Genomic DNA, 26,044 nt, shown 5'->3' on the forward strand with positions numbered 1-26,044 from the left:
GGGAGAAGGGAGAAGAGGCGGCTACTTCGCGACGAACCCGGCTTCCGTCATCAGCGACTTGTTGACCGCATCGTCCTCCTCGAGGAATTGCACCATGTCCTTGCCGGTGAGGAAGATCGGCTTCAGCGCCTGCTTTTCCATATAGTCCTTGTATTCCGCGGTCTGCGTCACCTTGTGAAACAGCTCGACATAGAACGCCTGCTGTTCCGCGGTGACCTTGCCGGGCAGGAACATCGCGCGTAGCATCAGGTACTGCACATCGACGCCCTCCTCCTTGCAGGTGGGGATGTCAGCCCAGGACTGCGTCTCCGTCACTTTGCTGGTGTAGGAGATTCGCTCCTTGTCGAACACGCAGAGCGGACGCACCTGGCCCGCGCGCCAGACCTCGAGATTTTCGGATGGATTGTTGACGTTGGATTCGGTGTGGTTGCCGACGAGTTGGGTCGCGGCCTCGCCGCCGGACTTGTAGGGCAAATAGGAGAATTTCGCGCCGGTCTTCTGCTCGAGGAACACGGTCAGCACGTGATCCTCGCGCTTCGAGCCGGTGCCGCCCATCTTGAACGGCGCGCTCGCCGCCTTCGCCGCGGCGACGAACTCGTTCACCGTCTTGGGACCCGCGCTGTTGTCCCACAGCACGAACTGGTCAAGCGCGATCACCGAAACGGGGGTCAGCTCACGCCAGTTGAACGGGATCTTTGCCGACAGCGGCAGCATGTAGATCAGCGAATAGGCGATCAGCACCTTGTTCGGGTCGCCCTCGCTGGATTTCATGTACATCAGTGCTTCGGCGCCGGAAGCCCCGCCCTTGAGCGAGACCACGATCGGCTGCTTCATCAGATTGTTCTTCTGGATGGCGGCCTGCATCATCCGCGCCATCTGGTCGGAGGCGCCACCCGCGCCTGCCGCCACCACGATCTCGACCGGCTTGGTCGGCTCCCACCCAGCCAAGGCCGGCGCGCTCAACGATAGCACTGCTGCGACGCCAACAGCTTTCATTAGGATTCGCACGAGTTTCGTCCCCTGGATTGTTGGCTTTGTTTGCCAGGAATTTATCGATGCATTGTGCGGACTAATGCGGGCGAGTTCAAGCACACAGGCATCCGCTGTCAGTGACTTTCGACTGATGAAGCCAAGCCGGAGATTCGCTACTTGCCCTTCCAGTTCAGCGTGCGCTAGTGAGGAAGGCGTCCATTCCCTCGCGGAAATCTTCGCTTATATGGGCCTCGAGGATCAGGTCCTCGCCATCCTCGCGCGCGACCGCGGGCAGCGGATATGGCGCACCGCTTCACCGGTCGCTTCCCCGCGTGAGCGCATGGGGAGCGACATGGATATGTTGCCTATTGGCCACGATGGCTGAAAATGCAAAGCGGAACAGGCCAGAACCCGGCGCGAATGGATAGCCGTTCATTGCAGGCTGTTGCGGCGCCATGAGATCATGTCACAGGGTATCGGGCATCAGTACGTGCCCGGGTTGCATGCTCGCGATAATTCATTGCTGATTTGAGAAGATTAGATGGCCGAACCGATGGCAGGTGGGCGGATCGGATATGGGCTGCGATCCGCCGTGCGCCACTCCTTGGCGACCCTGTTGGCGACCACTGCGCTTGGCGTCGTCGCCGCGCATGCCGTCGACGGCACCTGGGACGGCGGCACCAGCGACTGGACGAATGGCACGAACTGGTCAACCAGCCCGGTCGTGCCGGACGGGACCGCAACGTTCACCAACACCGGAAGCACAGCGGTCGACAACAATAACGGTGTCGTCGTCATTGGCACCGTCCAGTTCACGAGCATCGCCCAGGCCTACTCCATCACGATCGGCAAGCCGTTCACCGTCAACGCGGCAGGCATTGTCAACAATTCCGGGACGACGCAGAATTTCGAAGTCACCTCCGGCAACAATCTGGTGTTCCAGAACGGCAGCACCGCGCGCGGCGGCGTCGGGGCTGGAGCCGTCATCATCACGAACGACGCCGGCGGCCAGATCGATTTCTTCACCAGCGCTTCGGCCGGCAGCGCCACGATCAACAACCTCGCTTCGGCGACGCTGAACTTTCACAACGCCACCACCGCGGCCACTTCGACCATCACTAACGACGGAACGGTGAACTTCGACGGCTCCAGCACGGGCGGCAGCGCGCGTTTCATCAACAATGCCGGGGGTACCATCGATATCTCCGGCCTGACCAGCGGCGGGATGACCGGGGGCTCGATCGAAGGCGCCGGCAATTACGTGCTCGGCGCCCACACCCTCACCACAGGCAGCCTCAACACCTCGACCCAGGTCGACGGCGTGATCTCCGGCATGGGCGGCGGACTGACCAAAGTCGGTACCGGCACGCTGACGCTGACCGGCCTCAACAGCTACACCGGCGCGACGACGATCTCGGCAGGGACGCTTGCGATCTCCGGCTTCGGCAGCATCGCGAGCTCAAGCGTCGTCACGGTGAACGCGACGTTCGATATCTCGGCAATCACTCCGTCATCCGCCGCGATCACGACGCTCGCCGGCGGCTCGAGCGGCGTCGTCAACATGGGCGGCAACGGGCTGTTCATCACCAACGGCTCGACCGAGTTCGCAGGCGTGATCCAGGGCACCACCGGTGGATTTGACGTCGCTGGCGGAACGCAGACCCTCTCCGGTGTGAACACTTACTTCAATACGACGCAGATCGATGCCGGCGCAACGTTGGCGATGAAAGGCGGCGGATCGATCGCGAACTCGGCGAGCGTCACGTTCACGCCAGGCGCAGGCGGCACGTTCGACATCTCGCAAACAACCTCCGGCACGTCGGTGAACGCTCTGTTCTCGTTGACCGCCGGCAGCATCGTCGCACTTGGATCTAAGACTCTGACGATCACCAGTGGCAGCTTCTTCGGCGGCGTCATTCGGGATGGCGGCATTGCGGGCGGCACCGGTGGCAACGTCGTCATCGCCAGCGGCGCCACCCAGCAGCTCTACGGCACCAACACCTATACCGGCGCCACGACCATCGCGAGCGGCGGCGAGCTCGATCTCATCAACTTCGGCGGCAGCGATGGCAGCATCGCGACCTCGCGCAATGTCATCGCCAACGGCTTCTTCGACATCTCGGCCCTGAGCGCCGGCACCTCGATCAAGTCGCTGGCGGGTTCCGGTAACGTCAACATCGGCGCCAACACGCTGACGATCACCAACGGCATCGGCAATTTTGCGGGCGTCATCGACGACGGCGGCGCGGGTGGCGGCCTCACGCTGACCGGTGGCACGCAGGCACTGTCCAGCGCCAACACCTATACCGGCGCCACCACGATCAACGGCGGCAAACTCGTCGTGGACGGCTCGATCCTGAGTCCGATCACCGTGAATGCCGGCGGCACACTCGCCGGCGGCGGTACGCTGCCCGGCCAGGGCGTCGTCGGCAACGTCGCGATCAATGGTGGCACGCTCGCGCCCGGCAGCAGCACGAACTCGTTCGCACCGCTAACGATCAACGGCCCCCTCAGCTTCACGGCGGCCTCGACCTATCTCGTGCAGGTCTCCTCCGGCAATGCCAGCCTCGCCAATGTCAACGGCGCGGCCACGCTCGGCAACGCGACGGTGAGCGCGATGTTCGGCTCGGGCACGATCAAGAAGCAGTACACGATCCTGTCGGCGACCGGCGGTTTCGGCGGCACCCCCTTCAACCCAGCCGTCCTCTCCAACATACCGACGATCAACGCGTCGCTGAGCTACGGCACCAACAATGTGTTCCTCAACATCGACGTCAACTTCGCGCCGAGCGGGGGCGGCCTCACCGTCAACCAGCAAAACGTTGCAAACACGCTGACCGGCTTCTTCAACTCGACCGGCGGCATTCCGGCAGCCTTCGCTGCGCTGACGCCGGCCGGACTGACCACGGCCTCGGGCGAACTCGGCACCGGCATTATCCAGTCCGCGATCAATGCCGACGGGCAATTCCTCAATCTGATGCTCGACCCGACCGTCATCGGCCGCTCGGGCGGTTTCGCCAAGGCGGGCAGCGTGGCGCAATTCGCCGAGAGCGACGACGCGGCCGCCTATGCGTCCATGCGTCCCGCCAACGCGCGCGAGCGCGAGGCTTATGCGATGGCGACCAAGGCGCCGCTACTTGCCTCGCAGCCGGCCAGCCGCTGGAGCCTCTGGACTGCCGGCTATGGCGGTTCGGCACAAGTCGGCGGCAATGCGCCCATCGGCTCGCAAGACCTGACCGCACGGGTCTGGGGCGGCGCGGCCGGCGCCGACTACAGGGTTTCGGTGGACACGCTGGTGGGCTTTGCGCTCGGCGGCGGTGGACTGAGCTACTCGCTCGCCAATGCGATGGGTTCGGGCTCGGCAGACCTGTTCCAGGCCGGCGTCTACGGCCGGCACAATTTCGGACCGGCCTATATTTCCGCCGCGCTCGCCTATGGCTGGCACGACGTCACCACCAACCGCACCGTGGCGCCCGGCGGCTTCGACCAGCTGCAGGGCCGCTTCAAGGCCGACACCTTCTCGGCCCGCTTCGAAGGCGGCTACCGCTTCGCGACGCCGATGATCGGCCTCACCCCCTATGCGGCGGCGCAGGTGACGAACTTCAACCTGCCCAACTACTCCGAAGTCAGCCTCAATGGCGGCGGACTGTTCGCGTTGAACTATGCCTCGCAATCGCTGACCGACACCCGCTCCGAGCTCGGCCTGCGCACCGACAAATCGTACGCAATGCAGAATGGCGTGCTGACGCTGCGCGGTCGCGCCGCCTGGGCGCACGATTACAATCCGGGCCGCGCCGTCACCGCGCTATTCCAGACCCTGCCGGGCACCAGCTTCGTCGTGAACGGCGCCCGGGTCGACGCCGACTCCGCGCTGGTCAGCGCCAGTGCCGAGATGAAATGGCTGAGCGGCTTCTCGATCGCCGGCACCTTCGACGGCGAGTTCTCCGGCAATGTCACCAGCTATTCCGGCAAGGGCGTGTTCAAGTACGCCTGGTGAACCGGCGTCGTGAGTTGACGAGGTCCGCCCTACTTTCCCGCCTGCCATTGGCTGGAGACGCCCAAAATCACCCTGACGCGGCCGGTTGCCGCATCATTCAGTGCCGTGGTCTGCGGCACCTGGACCTCGTGGTCGACGAACAAGAACGGCATGCCGGCTTCGCCTAAAGGGAGAAGCGCGCAATTGTGGTTCCGACAGGCGGAACCACTTGAATAGTTGCACGGCGCAACCGGCAGAGGACGCGCGCTACTTGCCCTTCCAGTTCGGCGTGCGCTTGTTGAGGAAAGCGTCCATTCCCTCACGGAAATCCTCGCTCATATAGGCCTTGAGGATCAGATCCTCGCCCTCTTCGCGCGACAGCGTGCGGCGGATGCGGCGCACTGCCTCCTTGGTCGCTTCAAGCGTCAGCGGGGCGTGGCTTGCCACGAGCCTGGCAGTCTCGTCGGCGCGGCGCTGCAGCGTCTCGACGTCGGGCACGATTTCGTTGAGGAGGCCGAGCGCCAGTGCTTCCGGAGCCTCGACGAGGCGCGCCTTGAAGATCAGATCCTTGGTGCGGGCGGGGCCGACCAGCGAGACGACGCGGCTGATGTTCGACATCGAAAGGCAGTTGCCGAGCGTGCGCGCGATCGGAAACCCGATGCGCGTCGTTTCAGTCCCGATGCGGAGGTCGCAGCACGCCGCAATTCCGGCGCCGCCGCCGGTGCATGCCCCCGCGATCGCTGCGATCACCGGCACGCGGCACTGCTCCAGCGTGCCGAGCACACGGTCGATGCGGGCCTCATAGTCGAGCGCATCCTGCGCGGTTTTGAACGCACGGAACTGAGAAATGTCGGTGCCGGAGGCAAACGCCTTGTCGCCGGCGCCGGTCAGGATCAGCGCCTTGATCGAGCGGTCGGTGTTGATCTCCTGGCAGATCTCCGCCATGCGCTCGTACATGGCGAAGGTCAGTGCGTTGCGCGCCTGCGGGCGGTTGAAGGTGATCCGCGCGATGCCGTCCGTGACGGAGTAGAGCAGGTCTTCATTGGCGGTCGTCGGTGCGTTCATCGCGCGCTCTCTTTTCTCGAAGTTGGCTCAGGCAACCTGAGCCTTCAGGCCACCTGAGCCTTTAAGCCACCTGAGCCTTGGTCATCGGCACCGCGTCGCGTCCCTTCAGGACGTCCATGGCCGCCAACACCCCGCCGCTCCGGTGCGGGATCTTGGCAAGATCGAGGCCCATCTCGACGCCGGCGAGCGTCCCCATCAACATCAGATCGTTGAAATGGCCGATATGGCCGATGCGGAACACCTTGCCCTTGACCTTGTTCAGGCCGGTGCCGAGCGACATGTCGAAGTTTTCCAGCACCACCTTGCGGAAGGCATCGGCGTCATGGCCATCAGGCACGCGCACGCCGGTCAGCGCCGGCGAATGCGCGGCAGGATCGGCGCACTGCGTCTCCAGGCCCCAGACCTTGACCGCGGCACGCGTCGCCGCGCTGTGGCGCTTGTGGCGGGTCCAGACGTTCTCGAGCCCCTCCTCTTCCAGCATCTTGATCGCCTCGCGCAGGCCGTAGAGCAAATTGGTCGCGGGCGTATAGGGGAAGGTGCCGAGCTTGTTGAAGCCGATGACCTCCTGCCAGTCCCAATAGGAGCGCATGCCGGGATTGGCCTTGGCCACCGCGAGCGCCTTCTCCGAGACGGCGTTGAAGCCGAGGCCCGGCGGCAGCATCAGGCCCTTCTGCGAGCCGGCCACCGAGACGTCGATGCCCCAGGCATCGTGCTCGTACTCCATCGAGCCGAGGCCGGAGATGGTGTCGACCATCAGCAGCGCGGGATGCTTGACGTGATCGAGCAGCTTGCGCACTTCAACGGGCGGCGTCACGCAGCCGGTCGAGGTCTCGTTGTGGACGACGCAGACCGCCTTGATCGCGTGCTGCTTGTCGCTGGCCAAGCGCTTCTCGATCTCGGCGAGATCGGCGCCATGGCGCCAGTCGCTCGGGATGAAGTCGACGTCGAGCTTGAACTTGTCGGCGATACCGCGCCACAGCACGGCGAACTGGCCGGTCTCGCACATCAACACCTTGTCGCCGGGGGCGAGCACGTTGACCATCGCAGCTTCCCAAGCGCCGGTGCCGGACGAGGGGAAGATGATCACGGGCTGCTTGGTGCGGAACACCCGCTGCATGCCGGCGAGGACGGCGAAACCGAGTTCGGCGAACTCCGGACCGCGATGGTCCAGCGTCGGCATGTCCATCGCCCGCAGCACCCGGTCGGGCACGTTGGTCGGTCCTGGAATCTGGAGAAAATGCCTTCCAGTATGCACGGTCATCGGCGTCCTTCCCGGTCTTTGAGTCTGTCTTTCGCGTCTGTCTTGGCTTTGAGCTCAACTTGACTTCGAGCCCTTTGGCCTCAAGGGCTGCGCAAGCCGCTCGAATATCACTATTCGCCGGGCTTGTCCCTCGCCCGGCGGGGTCCGTCAATGCACAAGAAGCAGGGCTCGCCTTGCCAAGGGCCGTGACCGAAGGCAAGACGGGGGCGGCGAACAGGCAAGAGCGGACCATGGCGGCGGAAGTGCCCGGGAAATCACATGAATCGGCCAAAAATGACGGCCTCGCGGCACGTCTGACCCGGGAAGTGACCGGCGACGTCCTGTTCGACGCTTTCAGCCGCGGCCGCTACGCCACGGACGCTTCCTTCTACCAGATCGTGCCCACTGGCGTAGTGGTGCCGCGCACCATGGACGAGGCCTTGCGGGCGCTGGCGATCGCCCGCGACGAGGGATTGAAGGTGACCCCGCGCGGCGGCGGCACCTCGCAATGCGGCCAGACCGTCAATGACGGTCTCGTGGTCGATCTCTCGAAGCACCTGAACCGGATCCTGTCGCTCGACGTCGAAGGGCGCACCTGCGTGGTCGAGCCGGGCATCGTGCTCGACGACCTCAACCGCCAGCTGAAAAAGCACGGCCTCTGGTTTCCGGTCGACGTCTCCACGGCCTCGCGCGCCACCATCGGCGGCATGGCGGGCAACAATTCCTGCGGCGGGCGTAGCCTGCGCTACGGCACCATGCGCGACAACACGCTGTCGATGGAGGCCGCGCTTGCCGACGGCACGCTGAGCCAATACGGCGAGGTGTCGCGCGATCTCTCCGATCTCGATGCGAACGGCAGCGCCCGTGCCCTATTCCGCGACATGCTCGATCTCGGCGCCCGCGAGGCCGGGGAGATCGCCGCGCGCTTTCCAAAAGTGCAGCGCCGTGTCGGCGGCTACAATCTCGATGCGCTGGTGCCGCGCAACGCCCGCAACAACATGGCGCATCTGCTGGTGGGTTCCGAAGGCACGCTGGCGTTCACCACCAAGGTCGAGCTGAAGCTCTGGCCCGTGATCCGCAACATGGCCCTCGGCGTCTGCCATTTCGGCAGCTTCTACGAGGCGATGGACGCGGCTCAGCATCTGGTCAAGCTGAAGCCGATCGCGGTCGAGCTGGTTGACCGCACCATGCTCGCGCTCGGCCGTGACATCGCGATGTTCCGGCCCATCATCTCCGCCGCGATCAAGGGTGATCCGGATGCGGTGCTGGTGGTCGAGTTCGCCGAGGAGGACCAGGCGGACAATTTCGTGCGCCTGAAGCAGCTCGGCGAGCTGATGGGCGATCTCGGCTTCAACTGGAATAACGACAAGCGCAAATGGGGCGGCGTGGTGGAAATCACAGAGCCCGCACTCCAGAGCGGGATCGCCGATTTCCGCGCCGCCGGTCTCAACGTCATGATGTCGATGAAGCAGGAGGGCAAGCCGGTCTCCTTCGTCGAGGACTGCGCCGTGCCGCTGCCGCATCTCGCCGACTACACCGCGCGGCTGGGCGAGGTGTTTGCCAAGCACGGCACCAGCGGCACGATGTATGCTCACGCCTCCGAAGGCTGCCTGCATGTGCGGCCCGTGCTGAATTTGAAGCTGGAGAAGGACGTCAAGGCGATGCGGGCCATCGCGGAGGAAGCCTTCGAACTGGTGCGCGAGTACAAGGGCTCGCATTCCGGCGAGCACGGAGATGGCCTGGTGCGCTCCGAATTCCACGCAACCATGTTCGGCGAGCGCCTCGTCGCCGACTTCCGCGAGGTGAAGCAACGCTTCGATCCCGATGGCGTGCTCAATCCCGGCAAGATCGTCGACGCTCCCAGGATGGACGACCGCTCGCTGTTTCGCTTCAAACCGGACTATCGCGTCGCTGAGCTCAAGACAAAACTCGACTGGTCCGCTTATCCCGGGGCCGGCGGCGGCTTTCAGGGCGCGGTCGAGATGTGCAACAACAACGGCGCCTGCCGCAAGCTCGAGGGCGGCGTGATGTGTCCGTCCTACCGGACGACGCGCAACGAGAAGGACGTGACGCGAGGCCGCGCCAACACGCTGCGCCTCGCAATCTCCGGCCAGCTTGGCGCGGGCGCACTCTCCTTCGACGAGATGATGGAGACGTTGAAGCTCTGCGTGTCCTGCAAAGCCTGCCGCCACGAATGTCCGACCGGCGTCGACATGGCCAAGATGAAGATCGAGGTGCTGGCCGCACGCGCGGCCTCGCACGGTCTGACCTTGCGCGACCGGCTCGTCGCCTATCTCCCGCGCTATGCGGGCCTCGCCTCACGCTTCGCGGCGCTGGCAAATTTGCGCAACCGCAGCCCGCTGCTGCGAAAGCTGTTCGAGCGCTTTGCCGGCATCAGCGCCCGCCGCGCGCTCCCCGCCTTCCGCAGCGACGTGTTCGTGCCGCCGGCCGAAACGGTCGGGCCGGAAGCCGGCCGCGAGGTCGTGCTGTTTGCCGACACTTTCAATCGCATCTACGAGCGCGAAAATCTCGAGGCCGCGCTGCGCGTGCTCGCAGCCGGCGGCTATCGCGTGCATCTGCCGAAGCCCGCGAGCGGCAGCCGTCCGCTGTGCTGCGGCCGCACGTTCCTGTCAGCTGGCCTCGTCGACGAAGCCAGAGCCGAACTCGATAGTCTCGTCGCCGCATTCGCGCCCTTTGCCGGGCGCCGCGTCCCAATCGTCGGGCTTGAGCCGAGCTGCCTTTTGACGCTGCGCGACGAACTCGCCTCGCTGCGCCAGGACGATGAGGCCAAGGCGGTCGGCGCCCACGCGCAGACCTTCGAGGAATTCCTGGTGCGCGAGGCCGAGGCCGGACGGCTGCAATTGCCGCTCGGCGCCGTCGCCGACAAGGCCGTGGTGCACGGCCATTGCCATCAAAAATCCTTCGGCGCCTTCAAGCCGGTCGAGCAGGTGCTGCGCCTCATTCCCAGCCTTGAAGTCGAGACCATCGAATCGAGCTGCTGCGGCATGGCCGGTGCCTTCGGTTATGGCGCGGACACCTACGATGCCTCGATCGACATGGCAGAGCTGTCGCTGCTACCCGCCGTGCGCCGTGCGGAGCAGGCGACGCTGATTGTTGCCGACGGCACCTCCTGCCGGCACCAGATCCACGACGGCGCCCAGCGCGAGGCGCTTCACGTCGCGCGCGTGCTCGCGATGAGCCTCGATCGTGCGAAGACCCAATCCACAACCACTCCCATTGCAAAGGAAACCAGTCATGGCTGACCTCACCCTCGACACCGCCCGCAAGATCCTCGACGCCGCCTTCGCGAAATCCACCGAGCTGAAGCTGAAGCCGCTCGTCGTCACCATTCTCGACGCACGCGGGGTGCTCAAGATCGCCGCGGCGCAGGACGGCACCAGCCTGATGCGCGCCGAGATCGCGCACGGCAAGGCCTATGGCGCGCTCGCATTGGGCATGGGCTCGCGCGCTCTCTTCCAGCGCGCGCAGGAGCAGGCCTATTTCATCGACGCCGTGAACACCATGGCCAAGGGCGCGCTGGTGCCGGTCCCCGGCGGCGTGCTGATCATGGACGGCACGACGCTGCTCGGCGCCGTCGGCGTCTCCGGCGACACCTCGGACAATGACGAGGCGTGTGCCGTGGCGGGCATCCAGGCTGCGGGGTTGAAGGCCAACGCGGGATAGTGATCGTCCATGCACGCAGAGCTCCTGCGCTTCACAAGACGTTATGGAGTGCGTCGCCTAGGATTGTGTTTCGGCATGGAATAAGGGCTCTGACTCACTTTTGATGAAGTTCAAGCGCCGGCTCGTGTTGGTTTCACAAAGGAATCAATATGATGCAGCGAGCCCTACGTCCGTCGGCTCTGGTCCCTCACGGGTTTGACGTGGAAAGCGCCTTTTGTGATGGCGCTACGACCGTTTGCTTCGGGTGGTTAGAAGGCGCGGGTGTCCACCCTTTGCTGCGCCGAGCGTTATCGGCATCGACGATTGGGCCTGGCGGCGCAATCAGCGGTATGGAACTATCATCTGCGACCTCGAGCGGCGACGACCGATCACTCTCTTACCCGACAGAGAGCCAGCCACTGCGCAGGCCTGGCTCGCGGGGCAACCACAGATCGCTGTGGTCGCGCGCGACCGGGGCGGCGGTTACGCCCTTGCTGCGGCCAAGGCACTCCCGCACGCCACCCAGGTCGCCGACCGTTGGCACCTCATGGAGAACGCCAGCCACGCCTTGCTGGATGCGGTTCGCAAATCCATGCGCCAGGTCCGCATCGCGGTCGGCTCCGCCACCATAAATCCCAACTTATTGACCGCCGCCGAGCGCATTCAATATGAGGGTTATCTTCGGCGAGAAGACACCAACGCGGCAATTCTCAAACAGGCTGAGACGGGCGTCTCCATAAAGGAGATCGTACGGCTCACCGGCCATAGCCGGGGCCTCATCCGCAGGGTATTGCGAGGTCAGCGATCCGACGTGTTCAGGGTGCGCGAGAGCTCGCTCGAGCACTACCTGCCATGGCTCGATGTTCAGTGGGCCGCTGGTCATTGTAATGGCGCCGACCTGTGGCGTTGCCTCAAGGCGCAGGGATTTAGAGGCTCGGTGCGAGTCGTTACCGAATGGGCGACACGCCGTCGGCGTGCCGAAATGCCCGATGCTCAGAGCCTGCAGCGCGTACCGTCCGCGAGAACTATCGCCCGCCTGATGACCAATGGCCGCGATACACTATCAAGGTCAGAGACCGTCACCATTGCGGCGATCGAGCAAGGCGTTCCTCTTCTGGTGGAAGCTCGAGAGATCATAGCCGCTTTCCATGCGATGATCCGCAAGAAGGCTCACATAGAGCTTGAACCATGGTTGGAACGGGCACGCGCAAGCCTCGTCATGTCTTTCGCCAACGGCGTCATCAAGGACAAGGCCGCCGTCAGCGCAGCGATCACAACGTCTTGGTCCAACGGACAGACCGAGGGCCAGATCACCAAGCTCAAACTGGTGAAGCGCCAAATGTACGGACGCGCCAAGCTCGACTTGCTGCAGGCTCGACTAATCGGTGCCACATGACCAGTGCTGCACCAAAATTGCGTCAGAGCCCCTTTTGGATGCCGCTAGGGGGTCCCAGTCGAACGCCGATTGACACATATGCGGTGAGAGCTGAACCCGCAGCCACCGCAACCTTGCACGAAGCCGTTTCGCCGCCGCGGCGAAATCTCGCCGAAACAGAGGGGGGCGAAAGTGCCGGCATCGAACACGGGGATGCCACATGCTAGTCCTGATGAACCTGATCTGGCGGCGCCTTGCCTACACGATGCTGGCCGGTATGCGGTCCAAGCTCGTCCGCCAATGACGAGAAAGGCGGCCGCGTAACATGGAAAGCATCCGTCAGGACTGTCCACCAGCCCGCGCCGGAGGCGGCGCCCTCCCCTTTGGGCGTGCGCCTTCGATCGCCGGCGGGCCTCTGTACGAAGGGGGCTTCCCGTTAGACTGGCAGAGTCGACGCCGCGACATTCCAGGGCGATGCCACCGTGTTCCGGGGCGCATTTCAGTGTGTGACTCAGCTTTCGGTCAGGTTGCCAAAAAGCGGCCGCAGGACGGGAAAGACCTAAAGCCGAATACCTTCGCCTAGCCGCGCCAGGCCAATGGATGCTCGCCGCCACGACACTTGGATCCGGCATGCGGCTTCAGAAGGCACGTTCGGCGAGATGCGCGAGATGGGCCTGCGCGAATGTCCTGGTCCACTGCCATTGCGGCCATCACGTTGCACTAAGGGCCGATCGTTGGGCGGGACCACGTTCGCTTCTCTGATGTCGAGCCGCGGTTTGTGTGCGCCGGATGCGGCAACCGAGGGGCTGGGGTCAGACCGATTTCAGCAGCCGCAAGCCGCAGCCTCAAGCGCTCGCTTGCCAACCCGCATTTTTCCCAAGACAAGGCGCCGCCAGCTTGCGTAATGCGCGTTTACGCACTCGCGGCCCGACGCGTCCTTGTCCGGTAAGACGCGCCGGGCCTAACCATTCCCTGCTTTCCCCGTAAGGTTTGGCTGAGCCAGCATAGAGCGATTCTACAAGCGACTTATACGTCTACGTCTCTGTGCAGCCGCTCCTCTTGGTTCGGAGCAAAATTCCCATGTCTCGGGCCACACGTCTGACTGACGCAATATGCCTTCCAAGCTCGGTTGCGATTTTCGTGCGTCGGCGTGCGCCTGGTCTGTTCGGCATGCGGCGCCGCAGGATCTGTGCATATCTCCCAAACTGGCATGACAGTCGAGGGCAAGTCAGGCCAAGCATAGGGCTTGAGGTTTTGATTCCAGCGATGAAGCACGTCACCGAGCGCCGTTTTGCCAGTCCGGAAGCCGCCGCGCGTCAGCTCGTTCAGCTGGCTTCAGGCATCGAGGCGGTATATCTAGAAGATAAACTACCCCTTCCTCTACACGCTCAAGGCAAGCGGCGCAGAGTTCGGCGCCGGCATCAGGTGCGCTGTCGAGAAGGGCTGGCTGGAGCTGCATGAGAGCGGCACCTATGTGCGGCTCCTGACAACTGTAGGAACCTAGCATCACTGCCCCGCTTGCGGTCTTGCTGGCTCCTCTCTTTCGAGCTGGCGGAGCGGCCCTCGGCATCAACCCTCAGGCCCTCAAGCCGGGGCGTCTCTCGTTCGATGGAGGAGAGTCCTCATACTCCCGGACAGTGCCGCCAGCTTCCGCTGAATTGCCAAAAAGTCCCGACGCCTTCCGACCGTCACCTTTCATATGCCAAATGACATAGGCAACGGCTAAATCGAACTGGCGCCAAGGCAATGCTGCAAAAAAGCCGGCACCAGACGATGATTCCTGAGGCCGGAAGTTCTACGCGTCCGCTCCGAGACATCGCCCGGAGCTGGAGGCGAACGCACCCATATTGCCAGTTGTTCCCGATCATCATGGACTCGAGAGCCGGCGCACTGATGCATGTTAAGCCTTCTGCCGATTGTGAAATTGATCATATTGCGAGCCAGAGATGCTGCGGTACGATCATCGCACCGGAGCTGGCTGCATATTTCACCTAATCGTTTTTCACCCGGAATTTTTGACCGCTCGGGCCGCAGCAGCAGTCCCCCCGCTGCGGCCTTCGTGTTCACGGCTGTTAGTACCAACGAGTTCGGCGTCCTGTGCCATGGAGAAGATATTGTGTCCAAAGAGAACAATTGCCTGATCGTTCGTGCTGCGGGAAGACAACTCGACCTGTTACGCGGCGAAGCCTCCCGCATCGCGAAAGGCAGTAACGTCGATTGGTGGATCGATCAGGCAGAGGTCGGCACTCGCTTCTGCTTCGAGGATACAAAAGCAAAAGAGTCATTCGCTCTCGCTTGTGACAACTTCGGTATTCCCTGCCAAGACGGTTAGTCCGCAGTTGAGCTGTAAGCCGGCGGCAGGGCCGCACAACCATCATAGCAGTCCAGCGCTATCCGGCTCCGTGCCTGGAGGTCCGCACCTGATCCCAAGCACGCGAACCGAGCCCGTCGGCGCCGCCGCCGAGAGCGGACTCATGAAGCGGCGCACTGGCCAAGATGATGGTCAAGCTGTTCCACTGAACTCGTTCGTACCCACGCTGAGGCCGCGCAGTGAGATCAGATTGCGCTGTGTACAGCGCGCCTGAATGGGACGCGAGATCAGAACCAGCTGCGGTTGTTTTGGAAGCACGCCTGTTTGGTACGGTCCCAGATGAAGTCCCCGCCGCCGCAGGGTGGACGGGGGCGAGAGGTCGCCGGGCATTCGTTCCGAACCTTGGCTCCCGTGCCCCAGCCGTCAACGACACATGCGCCACCGCTTGTCCTATGACAGCCCTCGCCACAGCCACCCCCTGCGTACGCCGCACTAGCAGCAGCGAGAACCGTGGCCGCGAGGAGCATTCCTCGTAAGATTTTTGTCACTGCCAGACTCCTGAAACCGAATGATCCCGAGCGAGAAGAACAAGATAATAACTCCTGCCGTGCCGCTTAGCTACGATCAGCGCGGCGCGAAGTCCCCGGCTCCGCACGAAACGCTCGATGGCTGCGCTCCCTAGTTCGAACCTGTTGATCCAGCATTCTACAACCTGTGGAAAAGGCGGTTAGGTCAGCGCAGCTGCAGTTTTCGAATCCTCCATCTGTGTCCGTACTGGAGGGACGTTCTGTTTCGGGTGCGCGTGTGAGCCACTTCTTCTCAGTCCTGCTATTGCTAACCAACTTGATGCTAACGCTATGTTTCGGCGTGGCAGCGTGGCGCGTTTCCGGTGACGGCGGCGCTGGTAAGGCCGTAGGAATGGCGTATGGCTGGATGCAAATCTCGGCGAACTGACATGTCCGCGTACCCCTCGCATTTTGATCTCGCGCACTGCTGAGCGCAGGCGCGCCGCGGCGCTGCTGCGCTCTCAAGGGGAAGGCGGTCCTGGAGCATCTGACGTCTAGAGTGGTCACGAGCGGCCTTCGGTGTCCGGGCTTCTTACTTCCGCTTGAGCTCCGGGGACGGACATCATCGGCGCCGGTCAGGATGTCCGAGATGGGCCGATATTGTTGCAAAAGTCTTTTTGGGGTGGTGAACGAAAATTCTTAGAGCCGCTGATGCGCTTCACGCGCGGTGACGTGAGGGACCATATCGCTTCGTCCAAAATCAATCACAGATCTCCGCAGCAGCATTGAAGGGCAATGCAGCTGGAGAAACGTTCAAAGATCAACTTTCGCGAGATTTTCAGGGTCGTTCGATTTTCGACTTTTGCAACAAAATCGGCCACAAGCGGACCTCCGACCTTGAAAGTGATGGACGGATTTTGTTCGAAATTTTAATCTGATAGACGAAGATTTGTGCACCAATCTTATCTATCGTTGGAAGCGATTGGAGGATGCTGTCTCTATGCTCTCGCTTGGCAGACATTCGCCGACTTCAGTCCATCAGCTTCATCCGCATGGACAAGCAGCGCTGGAAGGAATCGTAATACCTAGCGCCTGCGCGGTTCTGTGGTTGATCACACCTTGGTCGGGACCTGCTCGGGCGTCATTGATCAGATGAGGAGGCTCGTAAAGAATCGTTCGGTGATCTTCTCAGTGACTGACGGCTCCTTCTCGTCAGAAGTGACGGTGACAAATTCGTTTTTGCAGTCCCCGCAGCGCCAAAGATCCTGGACTTCCTGCGGGTTGACGCGTTCATGCCACTCGAGGTGAACTGCCCTAGAACCACACCGAGGGCATTTTTCCTGATGTGGTATTGCGACCGATGCCATGTGGAACCTCCCTCGTTTCCTATATGCGGATGAAAGCCCGACTAGTGTCGTTCTGCTTCAGCCTCTTGCTCCAACCGCAAGATATGTGCTCGTAGCGCACCGAACGTCTCTTCGGCCGCCTCGCTAAACAGCGGATCCTCGGGATTGGTCATCACCGAAGCGATCTCCGTCCAATCTTGGGGCTCTAGAGCCTTGAGGGCGGCAGGAAAGAAATCGCGGTCTTCCATCATGATGTGACGGCGCTCGTGGGCGATAAAATCGCGAACGATGAGATCCACATCTTCGCGCAGAATCTCACGTTCCGCGAGAACGCTGTCGACCGCCCGAGCGACGCGGTGTAAAAGTTGGGCCCCTTTCTGGTGTTCGCGAGCTAGATCGCCGACTTTCGCAGCCGCAGCGGGATCGCGGATTTTTAGCTTGGCAAAGATCAAGTCTTCCTGGGGATGATGGTACACCTCCGGGTAAACTTCGAAATAGCTAATAATCGCGCGGATAACCTCGTAGTCGGGCCGGCCCGCGCGGTCAAAAATCTCTAGTTCACGCTCAAGGACAGCGAGCAGCCTTTCAATATTGCGATGCTCTTGGCTTAGAAGCTCAATGACCATTGTAGCCTCCACAGATGAACCTTGAGAAAATTTAATCTAGTCCGAACGGCGATGTCAGTTTTTGCGCTAGATCAAACCTGAGCCGACGCGGTGTATTAAATCTCGGAGCGCGCTGTGTGACGCTTACCCGGCTCGCGGTTATGCGCCTGTGGCCTCGTAAATATCCTCCGCCCCCGGCGGTATGCATGCGTGCAACGGTTTCGAACACCTCCACGCGCGCTGGGCGTTCTTCTCGGACGGCAGGTCTACGCCTCGGCGAGCAGGGAGGCAGGCAGGATCTCACGGGGGCCCGGCTCACGGAGACAGCCCGTGGCAATCGCTTCCCCACGCGATCGAGCTGGTCAGTGAGTATCCTGGATTCGCATGCCGCCGTCAGTATGCGCGTCTTGCAGACGAGAGGATTGGACGTTCAAGCGACCGACGTCCGCCTAGGATCAAAATGCGAAGAACTCAACCTGAGCAAATCTGGTCCGCTATGCCTCGGTGAGCGGACGTCCCGGAGGGTTGCCGCCGTTTCCCGATGGGCCAACAGCCGACGTGATAAAAGAAGCAGCCAACTGCGGCGGCCTTACCTTCTCCAAGGCGGTTAGCGGCCTCTGCTATAGCTGGTCCGCTGATTGCCGCGATCGTTTCGTTCTCCACATGATGGTGGACCGGTCGAAACACAGGCAGCTGCAGTTTTATTGCTCAGCTGTCGTCACGGTTAGGGGCAACGACGGCAAGATCTGATCGTCGTTTTCCCGCGCATTGCGCCATCATGAACTTCGCCAGGGAATCCTCAGGAAACTCGTTCAGGATGTCACGGTAGGCATGCTCTGCCGCAGGAAAATTGCCAGACTCGAACTTTTGCGAGGCCTGCCAGGTCATCGCGCTCAGTTGCTCATCTCGATCGCGGACCTTCAGGTCCGAATCGTCACAGGTTCGAATAGCGAGCAATTCGTAGATCATGAACTCGGTCTTGCGGCCCTTGACCTGAACCCGCTTGATCGGCCGCGCGAGCAGGTCCGCCTTGGCCTGATCGTAAATGCTGTCGCTGATGCAGATCGTAGTGCCAAACTGTTTATTGATGCCTTCCAGGCGGGCGGCAACGTTCACACCGTCCCCCAAGGCCGTGTAGCTCAGCCGGTTCGAAGACCCGACGTTGCCGACGAGGACGTTGGCGCAATTGAGCCCGATCCTGATGTGGATTCGCGGACGTCCTTCCGCCTCCCAGGCATCGTTGACGCGTTCCATGCGGCGTGCCGCACGCAATGCTGCCTTGCAGCCGCGTAGCACGTGGTCGGAGCGTTCAACCGGGGCATTCCAGAACGCCATGACGCCATCGCCGATGAATTTGTCGACGGTGCCGCCCTCTTCTGAGATCGCAGCCGAGACCTCCTCGAGATAGGTCGAGATCTGGACCAAGAGATCGTTGGGCGCGAGCGTTTCGGAGTGGCTGGAAAAATTCTCCAGATCGGAAAAGAACACGGTGAGGAATCGCGGCTCGACGCCGAGGGTCAGCGGAATGCCCGACTTGATGAGCTGGCGGACCACATCGAGTGGAACAAAGGAGGAAAACGATTTCAGCGACGTTCTTAGCAACGAAGCGGCCGATTCCAGCTTCGCGATCTCCTGGATATTCGAGGGCGGACGCGCGGGCGCATCGAAATTGAGACGTTCGATGGCCTGCAATTGCCGGGACACGTTTTCAACCGGACGCGATAGCCGGCGAGAGGCGAAAAAGATGAAGAACAACTCGACCATGGTGAGACCAATGATCACGACCATCATCAACTGATTGGTCTTCTTCAACGTGCCCACGAAGTCGTCAATGGGCGTCACCGTGATCACCTGCCACGGTTGACCGAAGCCGCCCGGAAAATTGGCAAAAGCCGCGATCAAATCTTCGCCATTGGTCGGGGACTGGAACACGAAGCTGTCGGCGCCTTTAAGCGTGTGCTGGCGATGAGCTTCGCGCACTTCGGGATCGTCGATATCCGCCAGAGTTGCGACCTTAATCTTCCCATTTTCGACGCGAACGCCCTTCTGTTTGTCCGGAAACGCTATGATCTTGCCGGTGTTGCGGTCGGCGACAAAGGTGATGCTTCCGGCGCTGGCGCGATGTTTGTCGAGAAAGCGCGATAGCACGTCCACGGTGATGTTGGCCGATGCGCAGCCAAGAAATTCGACGCCGCGGAAGATCGGAACCCGCAACGAGATAATGGGAAAGCCGGTATCCGGATTGACCGAAGGCTCGGTCATGGCGAGCGTCCGCGTCGTCTTGGCCGCCTGATAGCCGGGCAAGGTGCGGATATCGGTGTCGGTGCCGACATCGTATTTGCCGACTTCACGGGGCCAAATGTCGAAGAAGGTGCGATGGCGCACGCGTGAGAGCGCATAGGTGATCGCATCGATGTAGCTGGAATGCCAGTTGGCAGCCGCAGGAATCTTGGGATCCGCGCGCCGGCGGTCCTCGTCGATACGGGTGACCACCCGATGATAACCATCCTCGAAACTGACATAAATAGCGTCGATATGCGCGGCCGAGGTCAGGGCGCGGTACAGCAGATCGCGGCTTTGCTCGGCACGGAAATAGCCGGGATCGGCGGAGGCCACCTCGGCAAGAAAGCGCAGCGGGCTTTCCGTGTTCTCGATCATATCCTGGGTGCGTTCAACGCCGCCCTGGCTGGTCTGCGCCACCGCGTCGTTCAGGATCGATACGATGCCGGCCGAGTTCTTGTTGTAATTGTAGATCAGGATGAAAATGAGAACTGGAATGCTGAGGCCGATGAAGAGCAACGCCATGATCAGGCTCAGTCTTGGCCGCCGCATCTTGACAAACCGCGGAAGCGCGCCCAATCGGCCGAAAATGTCCCGCAGTGTGCGGCGACTTCGGTACGCGACCAGGCCCGTAGCTGCCAATGCGGCCGTTACGATCAGCAGCGCCATCAGCCAGCGCCGCAGGGTGCTGTCATGGCCAGCCTTCCAGACCAGTCCCTCCGGCACCTTGTCGTCCGTCAACAGCCAAAGCTTGCGGTAGGTCGCCGCGATGCTCTGCCAGCGTGCGGGATCCTGTTCACCGATCCAGTTGGGATCGCGACCGACCAATATCTCCGTGCGCTCCGCCTCAAACATCAGCGCTTCGCGGCTCTTCTTTGCAGGATAGCTCTTGAGGATCAGGTCGACCGTCGCCTGCTTGTGCGCCAAGGCATAGGCCCAGCCTTTCAGGCTGGCCGTCCTGAACGCCGCCACCCGGTCAGGATGGGCCTCTACTTGGCTATCGGAGGTGCACAGATTATCACCGTAGAAATCGATGCCGGACGCTTCGGGCGAGAAGATGCGGTACGAGGCGCCGAGTTGATCAAGAACGAATGGCTCGTTGGTGCTATAGGCGACCATGGCGTCGGCATTGCCGGCCAACAGATCGCGCGGGTTGCCGCCGTGAGCGACGCGCGGCAGGGCGTCGTAGTTGACCCCTTCGCGCGTCAGCATCGCAGCGATCTCGTCGCTGCCTGGCGTGTCCATCAGCGTCCGGCCGCGCAGTTCCGAGACGTTGCTGATATCGGCCCGGCGCGCCACCAGAATGACGGCTGGCGAGTGCTGGAAGATGGCGGCCAGCACGACCAGCCGGCGGCCCATCGACCATTCGCGCAGAACGCTGGCATTGCAGACGCCGAAATCGGCCTTGCCGCCGGCAACCGCCTCGGCGACATCGATGCCGGGACCGCCCTCGCGGATGCTGACCTCGAGACCCGCCTCGCGGTAGAAGCCCTGCTCGAGCGCCTGATAATAGCCGGCGAACTGAAACTGATGCTTCCATTTGAGCTGCATCGATACGGCATCGAGCGCAGCGGCAGGATGCGATGCAGCCAGCACCAGGGAAGCGCCCAGGATCAGCCGTCTCAACAGGGCCAATTTTGACTTGGTGGGCGGTAGCTCTACCTTCTGCGTCATGCGCGCCTTCCGAACAGGCGAAACCATCTGAGCGAACTCTCATCCCCCGCGGCCGCAGTTAGGAGGTTCGTCTCCGTATTAGCTATGCAATTTCGAACGCAGGCAAATTCCGACGCGAATAGGATAGGTTAGCATGCGCAGGAGTACAGTGCGAATGTCGGCTTTCCAGCCGACCCGACTATCCACCGGCGCGGTCAGGAAGGGCAGCTTTGGGTCAACATGCGAAGAACTCAACGGCAGCAAATCTGGTCCGCCACGCCTCGGTGAGCGAACCTCGTGGAGGGGGCCGCCACTTCGCCTTCGGCCCACAAGCGGACTCACGCCCCGCCGCGAACCCCACGCCTACGGCCTGCGCACCATTCCCATACGCGGCGGCTTCACCGGGGCAGCCACTCCATAGATAACTGTGATGCCCGAACCTCCGCCCCGTGTCGAAGTCGGGCGAAGCGGATCGGGCGCGGCGGCGCCGTTGAGGTCGTTCCAGTTGTTCGCCGCCCAAATGTTGCCCGCCGGATCAATCGACACGTCGGTCAGCATCTGGATGCTGCCGCCTTTGAAAACGTGGATGACATCGCCGGTCTTTGTGCCTGTCGGGTGGCCCTTCGTGTTGTCTCCGGCCATCAGCACCACGCCACGGCCCCAAAAATTGCCAATCCAGACGTCATCGTTGCCATCGATATTTAAGCCCCAGGGCACGCTTACTGCCTTGTCACCGGCGAAGCCAGTGGGAGCAGGCTGGGAGCCATCGGGGCGGATCATGTTGACCACGCCGGTGACCATTTTGGGGTTGCTTTCGAGGACCTTGAGCATATGCCCGGCGGCGATTTTGAACTGCTCCATGATCGACGCGCCGTCTGGAATGACGGGCGGGGGAAAGTCGAGCGACATGTTACTTGCAACCCATACGTTACCCTTCGAGTCGAGCGCGAGGGCGCGAACGCCAATGCCGGCGCGGAATGACTCCGCCTTGGACGGATCATCGGCGGGGAACCGCACGACCTGGTCCGACTGCGAGTTGCTGACCCAAACGCGATTTTGGGCATCGATGACGATGTCGAAGGGAGACTTCAGCCCGGCGACTTTTACGATTCGGCCGTCCTTCACTTGACCGCCGGGAAAGTGCAGCAACTGATTGTCCGATCCATCGGCTATCCAGACGTCACCATTCGCGGCAACGCCGACGCCCATCAGGCCGAGGAATTTCTCTTTGAACGGGAAGTCGCTCTCTGTACCGATGGGACGACCGTTGAAATCCAATACCAGGATCTTTCCGTTGAAGCTCGTGAGCCATACCTTGTCCTTCGTCACGGCGGTGCCCCAACCGACGCCATCAATACCCATCCCGGTAAAGCCGGTGATCGCTGGCGAAAGAGCGGTTCCGTTGGGAGACAGTTTGACCACGCCGCCGCCGATACTCTGGTTGACGCCCGACTGCGAGCCGGCCATCCAGTTTTGTCCGCTCCAGAGATTGCCCTCAGCATCGAACATCAGCCGACCGGGCGAGTAAACGCCGCCGCCTGCGAAGGCAAGCGAGAGCACGAAGTCATCCGGAACGTAGGCCAAGTACGGCACAAATGGAGCCTTTCGCCGAGCGCCGTCCTTCGGTTGCGGATACGCTTCGTTGAACAACGCGAAGAGTACCTTGGGTTGAGCCCAGGGCTGGCGAGCAATACCGGCCAACGCATCGAAAGTGTTCTTCGGCGTCGTTCCATCGGGAAGACTTGCAGCCTTGAGGAAACGGGCGCGCCAATCGTCGTTGGCTACTGTAGCGAAGGCGGTGACGAGCGAACCGAGCGTATCTAAGTTCGCCAGCGTGCTTGTCTGGGTGCTGTTGAGCGGGTCTAAAAGTACTTTGCCCCACCCCCCGGTCGCCGGATCGACCAAATTCGGGACATTCGCGGCAGCAATCTGCAGGCTTAACGGATTGCCAATAATCGACTCGCCCTTGATGAACTGTGCGGCAGCAAACGCTGAGGCTACTGTGGTGAGTTCATTGACTGTGACAGTATTAGGCAGCGCATTTCCGAGCAAAACCACCAGTGCGAGGGAATTGCTGGCTTGGTTCGTGGCGGCTGTCGGCGTGCCGCCTTTGGCTACCAGATACACGGGGGCATTATTCCCGGCCGCGGATGTAGCGAGTGCGAAGCGGCCATCTGCCCCGGTTTGCGCCTGAGCGAGCTGCGTAGGCGCATCTGCACCTGCCGTCCAGAGGGTGACTGCCGCTCCCGCAATCGGCTCACCTGCCAGGAGGACCTGACCTTCGAGCTGTTGTGCGGACGCTGTTGCACCTGACAACATAATTGCAGCAAGCATGGAGATAGCGGGCCAGATTTGCCGAGCGAGTTTCATAAATTTCTCCCTAACCAATTCATTCCCGATCGGCCAGCGCCAAGCCCAACCGCGAAACCCAACGTTGTGCACGGACCGGATTGTGTCTTGATCCAGATCAATGCCTCGCCCGAGAAGGGTTGCACCGCATGCATTCGCGGTAACGCTGGGAATATCAGCCGTTGCAGACTGGAGCAGAAATTAGTCCGGGACTATGCGTTTTCGGCCGACGAATTGATTTCCGTACCCAGCTGCCGCGGCCTCTCGTGTCGGCTCTGGGTCCAAAAGCAGCGGTGGGCGTCAAATTGGATCGGCGTCCGGTTTGCCCCCTGACGGCCGACATGACCCGCGCTCAATCGACCTCCGGCTAAGGGCCACCATCGGACATGCGCGGGGGCGACGGGACGGCGCGGTTCGTCTGGTTTAGCCCCCGGGGCCGTCCTTCATGATGTAGCCCATCAGGTCGTCCACGTTGTGCTCCAAATCCCGGATGATGTTCTTGACGACGTCTCCGATTGAGATCACGCCCACGACCTTGCCCGCATGCACCACTGGCAGATGGCGAAAACTGCGCTGGGCCATCATTGCCATGCAGCCCTCTAGCTGATCGTCCGGCTTGACCGTCACGGGGTTGCCCGTCATCACTTGGCCCACCGGCGTCTGCTTCGCATCGAGCCCGGGCAGCAGCACTTTGATGGCGCAGTCCCCCTGGGTCACGATACCGACCAGCACCTCGTCGTCGATGACCAGCACCGAGCGAACTCGGTTGTCGCGCATCTGGCGCAAGGCTTCGACGACCATGTCGCCGGAACGAACATGGATCAGGGCGCCGCTCTTCTGAGCCAGAGCGTGTTTTACTGTGCTCACTCGATTTCCTCTCGTGGGCCCTGTCCCGCACCGCCTCGATGAGTCCGCGTTGAAGAATAGTCGAAATATCTTGCCGCGTCAGGTCTGGTTTGAGATCGCGAGCGGGCCTCTGGGCTCCCGCCTGGTGCCAGCCTTCACCGTTAGCAGCACGCCGCAGCAAATCAGCAATGGTAACCCGCTGTCAGCCGGCTCAGGTCGGCATCTGGTGTCACGCCGGTGCGTGAGAATTTTTTGGTAGCGAAGGTCCGACTTCGTCCCCCCCTAAATCTCCGCCGTTTTCAGTGTTCGCGGCCAAACCAACTTAGCATTCTGAGATAACCTGGTGACTAACGGTGACCGTCAGGGATTGCGCTGACGTTGAACAGACGAGAGACGCTAAAGATTTCCGCAGGAGCACTTCTCGCACCGGCGCTGGCACCGAGGCTCGCGGCAGGACAATCTGCCCGCACGATTGTGTTGTTGGGCACCACCGGCGGTCCGCCCTTGCAGGTTGGGCGAGCTGCACCTTCAAATGCCATTGTAGCCGGGGGCTCCCTTTACGTTGTTGTTGTGGCAACGGCGTTGCCCGACAGATCGTGCAAGCTGGTCTTGGGTTAAACGCGTTAAAAAACATTTTCATTACGCATCAGCATTCGGACCACAATCTAGACTACGGGCCGAGACTTACTTGAAATTTGAATGTGGCGTCGCGTTTGACAGTCAGGTCCGCAATGGGTCTTGGCTGTGTAAAAAATGCAGCGCCGCACAAATTACAGAGAAAAGCATTCCTTCAGAAGCCTGTTCCGGGAGCGTGAGGAGCATACTGAACTGCGACGCCGCTCCATCTGAGAAGCAGATTCTCCGCGCTACGCGAGATTTCACGTTTTCACGCAGCCAGGGTCAAAACGCGAAGCGCAGAGCCCGAGCAGGTCTAGTCGGCTATTCTTACTGAACAGGCAGTCAGCGAAAGATGTAGCTACATCGCCTACGGGCCAGATGCATCGCCGCCCACGGTGACGTGTCGGCGCTGCCGTGCAAGAGCAACCACACGGGGCGACTCCGTGAAGACGGCGGCGGCCGCTTGCCGCTCGATTCCGCCCCCCGATCAACAACATCCGAAACACATCGTGACTGACGTAATTGCATACGCAGCAATTTGACGGCGGCCGGGGCTTGCTTCAGTTCGTTCCGTATCCGGAACGAACTGAAGGAAAGTCGCTGGCGTTGCAGATTTACAACCCGCACAGCGGACCGAAATACTAAGCTCGGCCATTGAGACAACCGAAACATATTCCATTCTTAGTTCAATATGGTCAGAGGGGGCGAACGATGTTTGATGTCTATCGCAATGACAAGCGCGGCTTGCTCGTTCTAAGTACAGGCTCTCCCGTACCTACGCTTTGCTCTGCACATACCTGGCGAAAGAGCAGAAAACGAGTTCTCAAGGTTAGCAACGAAATCAAGTCAGCCGTTCAGGCACAAGGCTATTACATCCGCAGCCTGCGGGCCACTAAGGAACGAATGATCTAGGTCAAGTAGCTCGGCGGCCGGTGTTCCCCATTTGCAAATCTCTATGACACGGCAGAAGCCAGTCCGCCATTATCGCGCTTCGTCAACTGTCGACACCCGCGCATCGGTGATAGCGAACTTATTTTCGCCATCTAGACGAAATTAGCGCTAAAATCTCCGACACCGGGGCTGGCCCGATATTGTACTTGTCCATTTTGACCCGGCTTGACCACGCGCGGGGGGGGGCGGGGGGGGGGTGGGGGGGGGGGGGGGGGGGTGGTGGGTGGGTGGGGGGGGGGGGGGGGGGTTGGTTTTTTTTAAAGAAGCCCCCGGGGGGGTGGGGTGGGG

14 protein-coding genes and 1 pseudogene are annotated in these 26,044 nt (G+C 61.6%); 6 read left to right on the forward strand and 9 right to left on the reverse strand.

Annotated elements, in window-relative coordinates; all coding sequences use genetic code 11:
- Positions 1–21: 21 nt before the first annotated feature.
- A complete protein-coding gene (locus AC0L3K_RS05760; RefSeq protein WP_473365575.1) occupies positions 22–996 on the reverse strand; it encodes a Bug family tripartite tricarboxylate transporter substrate binding protein in 975 nt (324 codons plus the stop codon).
- A 517-nt stretch (positions 997–1,513) separates the two neighbouring features.
- Here AC0L3K_RS05760 and AC0L3K_RS05765 point away from each other — a divergent pair.
- A complete protein-coding gene (locus AC0L3K_RS05765; protein ID WP_473365576.1) occupies positions 1,514–4,969 on the forward strand; it encodes an autotransporter outer membrane beta-barrel domain-containing protein in 3,456 nt (1,151 codons plus the stop codon).
- A gap of 29 nt (positions 4,970–4,998) precedes the next feature.
- Here the strand turns inward: AC0L3K_RS05765 and AC0L3K_RS05770 are convergent, their stop codons facing one another.
- The 3 genes from AC0L3K_RS05770 to AC0L3K_RS05780 all read right to left on the reverse strand — a co-directional run bounded on the left by AC0L3K_RS05770 (position 4,999) and on the right by AC0L3K_RS05780 (position 7,274).
- Complete coding sequence (locus AC0L3K_RS05770) at positions 4,999–5,121, reverse strand: hypothetical protein (RefSeq protein ID WP_473365577.1); 123 nt, start codon at positions 5,119–5,121, stop codon at positions 4,999–5,001.
- Positions 5,122–5,215: 94 nt separating this feature from the next.
- Positions 5,216–6,013: an enoyl-CoA hydratase/isomerase family protein gene (locus AC0L3K_RS05775; protein ID WP_473365578.1), complete on the reverse strand. Its 798-nt coding sequence runs from the start codon at positions 6,011–6,013 to the stop codon at positions 5,216–5,218.
- Positions 6,014–6,074: 61 nt separating this feature from the next.
- Positions 6,075–7,274 (reverse strand): pyridoxal-phosphate-dependent aminotransferase family protein, encoded by a 1,200-nt coding sequence (locus AC0L3K_RS05780; protein ID WP_473365579.1) that lies wholly within the window; start codon positions 7,272–7,274, stop codon positions 6,075–6,077.
- Between the two features lie 230 nt (positions 7,275–7,504).
- Between AC0L3K_RS05780 and AC0L3K_RS05785 the strand changes: the two genes are divergently transcribed.
- From AC0L3K_RS05785 to AC0L3K_RS05800, 4 genes and pseudogenes are all read left to right on the forward strand, one after another.
- Positions 7,505–10,516 (forward strand): FAD-binding and (Fe-S)-binding domain-containing protein, encoded by a 3,012-nt coding sequence (locus AC0L3K_RS05785; RefSeq protein WP_473365580.1) that lies wholly within the window; start codon positions 7,505–7,507, stop codon positions 10,514–10,516.
- Positions 10,509–10,937: a GlcG/HbpS family heme-binding protein gene (locus tag AC0L3K_RS05790; protein ID WP_027566723.1), complete on the forward strand. Its 429-nt coding sequence runs from the start codon at positions 10,509–10,511 to the stop codon at positions 10,935–10,937. The genes AC0L3K_RS05785 and AC0L3K_RS05790 overlap by 8 nt, the downstream gene beginning before the upstream one ends.
- Positions 10,938–11,166: 229 nt before the next feature.
- A pseudogene (locus AC0L3K_RS05795) lies at positions 11,167–12,312 on the forward strand (ISL3 family transposase); the annotation flags it as partial.
- Between the two features lie 1,876 nt (positions 12,313–14,188).
- Positions 14,189–14,623, forward strand: coding sequence for a hypothetical protein (locus tag AC0L3K_RS05800; protein ID WP_473365581.1), 435 nt, complete (start codon positions 14,189–14,191; stop codon positions 14,621–14,623).
- 266 nt (positions 14,624–14,889) lie between these two features.
- On the opposite strand, the gene AC0L3K_RS05805 is transcribed toward AC0L3K_RS05800, so the two are convergent.
- The 5 genes from AC0L3K_RS05805 to AC0L3K_RS05825 all read right to left on the reverse strand — a co-directional run bounded on the left by AC0L3K_RS05805 (position 14,890) and on the right by AC0L3K_RS05825 (position 24,208).
- Positions 14,890–15,129 (reverse strand): hypothetical protein, encoded by a 240-nt coding sequence (locus AC0L3K_RS05805; RefSeq protein WP_473365594.1) that lies wholly within the window; start codon positions 15,127–15,129, stop codon positions 14,890–14,892.
- Positions 15,130–16,516: 1,387 nt separating this feature from the next.
- Positions 16,517–17,080, reverse strand: coding sequence for a hemerythrin domain-containing protein (locus AC0L3K_RS05810; RefSeq protein ID WP_473365582.1), 564 nt, complete (start codon positions 17,078–17,080; stop codon positions 16,517–16,519).
- A gap of 687 nt (positions 17,081–17,767) precedes the next feature.
- On the reverse strand, positions 17,768–21,013 hold the full coding sequence (locus AC0L3K_RS05815; protein WP_473365583.1) for an ABC transporter substrate-binding protein: 3,246 nt from the start codon (positions 21,011–21,013) through the stop codon (positions 17,768–17,770).
- Positions 21,014–21,355: 342 nt separating this feature from the next.
- A complete protein-coding gene (locus tag AC0L3K_RS05820) occupies positions 21,356–23,362 on the reverse strand; it encodes an NHL repeat-containing protein (RefSeq protein WP_473365584.1) in 2,007 nt (668 codons plus the stop codon).
- Positions 23,363–23,764: 402 nt separating this feature from the next.
- Entirely contained in the window at positions 23,765–24,208 is a 444-nt protein-coding gene (locus tag AC0L3K_RS05825; protein WP_473365585.1) for a CBS domain-containing protein, read from the reverse strand.
- A 1,308-nt stretch (positions 24,209–25,516) separates the two neighbouring features.
- Here AC0L3K_RS05825 and AC0L3K_RS05830 point away from each other — a divergent pair.
- Positions 25,517–25,717 (forward strand): hypothetical protein, encoded by a 201-nt coding sequence (locus AC0L3K_RS05830; protein WP_473365586.1) that lies wholly within the window; start codon positions 25,517–25,519, stop codon positions 25,715–25,717.
- Positions 25,718–26,044: the final 327 nt, after the last annotated feature.

It is taken from the genome of Bradyrhizobium sp. MI1.10 (assembly GCF_055811035.1).

Coding starts and splice junctions, on each gene's coding strand:
- AC0L3K_RS05760 (WP_473365575.1), bottom strand. CDS start 996: ATGAAAGCTGTTGGCGTCGCAGCAGTGCTATCGTTGAGCGCGCCGGCC.
- AC0L3K_RS05765 (WP_473365576.1), top strand. CDS start 1,514: ATGGCCGAACCGATGGCAGGTGGGCGGATCGGATATGGGCTGCGATCC.
- AC0L3K_RS05770 (WP_473365577.1), bottom strand. CDS start 5,121: ATGCCGTTCTTGTTCGTCGACCACGAGGTCCAGGTGCCGCAGACCACG.
- AC0L3K_RS05775 (WP_473365578.1), bottom strand. CDS start 6,013: ATGAACGCACCGACGACCGCCAATGAAGACCTGCTCTACTCCGTCACG.
- AC0L3K_RS05780 (WP_473365579.1), bottom strand. CDS start 7,274: ATGACCGTGCATACTGGAAGGCATTTTCTCCAGATTCCAGGACCGACC.
- AC0L3K_RS05785 (WP_473365580.1), top strand. CDS start 7,505: ATGGCGGCGGAAGTGCCCGGGAAATCACATGAATCGGCCAAAAATGAC.
- AC0L3K_RS05790 (WP_027566723.1), top strand. CDS start 10,509: ATGGCTGACCTCACCCTCGACACCGCCCGCAAGATCCTCGACGCCGCC.
- AC0L3K_RS05800 (WP_473365581.1), top strand. CDS start 14,189: ATGTTAAGCCTTCTGCCGATTGTGAAATTGATCATATTGCGAGCCAGA.
- AC0L3K_RS05805 (WP_473365594.1), bottom strand. CDS start 15,129: ATGCTCCTCGCGGCCACGGTTCTCGCTGCTGCTAGTGCGGCGTACGCA.
- AC0L3K_RS05810 (WP_473365582.1), bottom strand. CDS start 17,080: ATGGTCATTGAGCTTCTAAGCCAAGAGCATCGCAATATTGAAAGGCTG.
- AC0L3K_RS05815 (WP_473365583.1), bottom strand. CDS start 21,013: ATGACGCAGAAGGTAGAGCTACCGCCCACCAAGTCAAAATTGGCCCTG.
- AC0L3K_RS05820 (WP_473365584.1), bottom strand. CDS start 23,362: ATGAAACTCGCTCGGCAAATCTGGCCCGCTATCTCCATGCTTGCTGCA.
- AC0L3K_RS05830 (WP_473365586.1), top strand. CDS start 25,517: ATGTTTGATGTCTATCGCAATGACAAGCGCGGCTTGCTCGTTCTAAGT.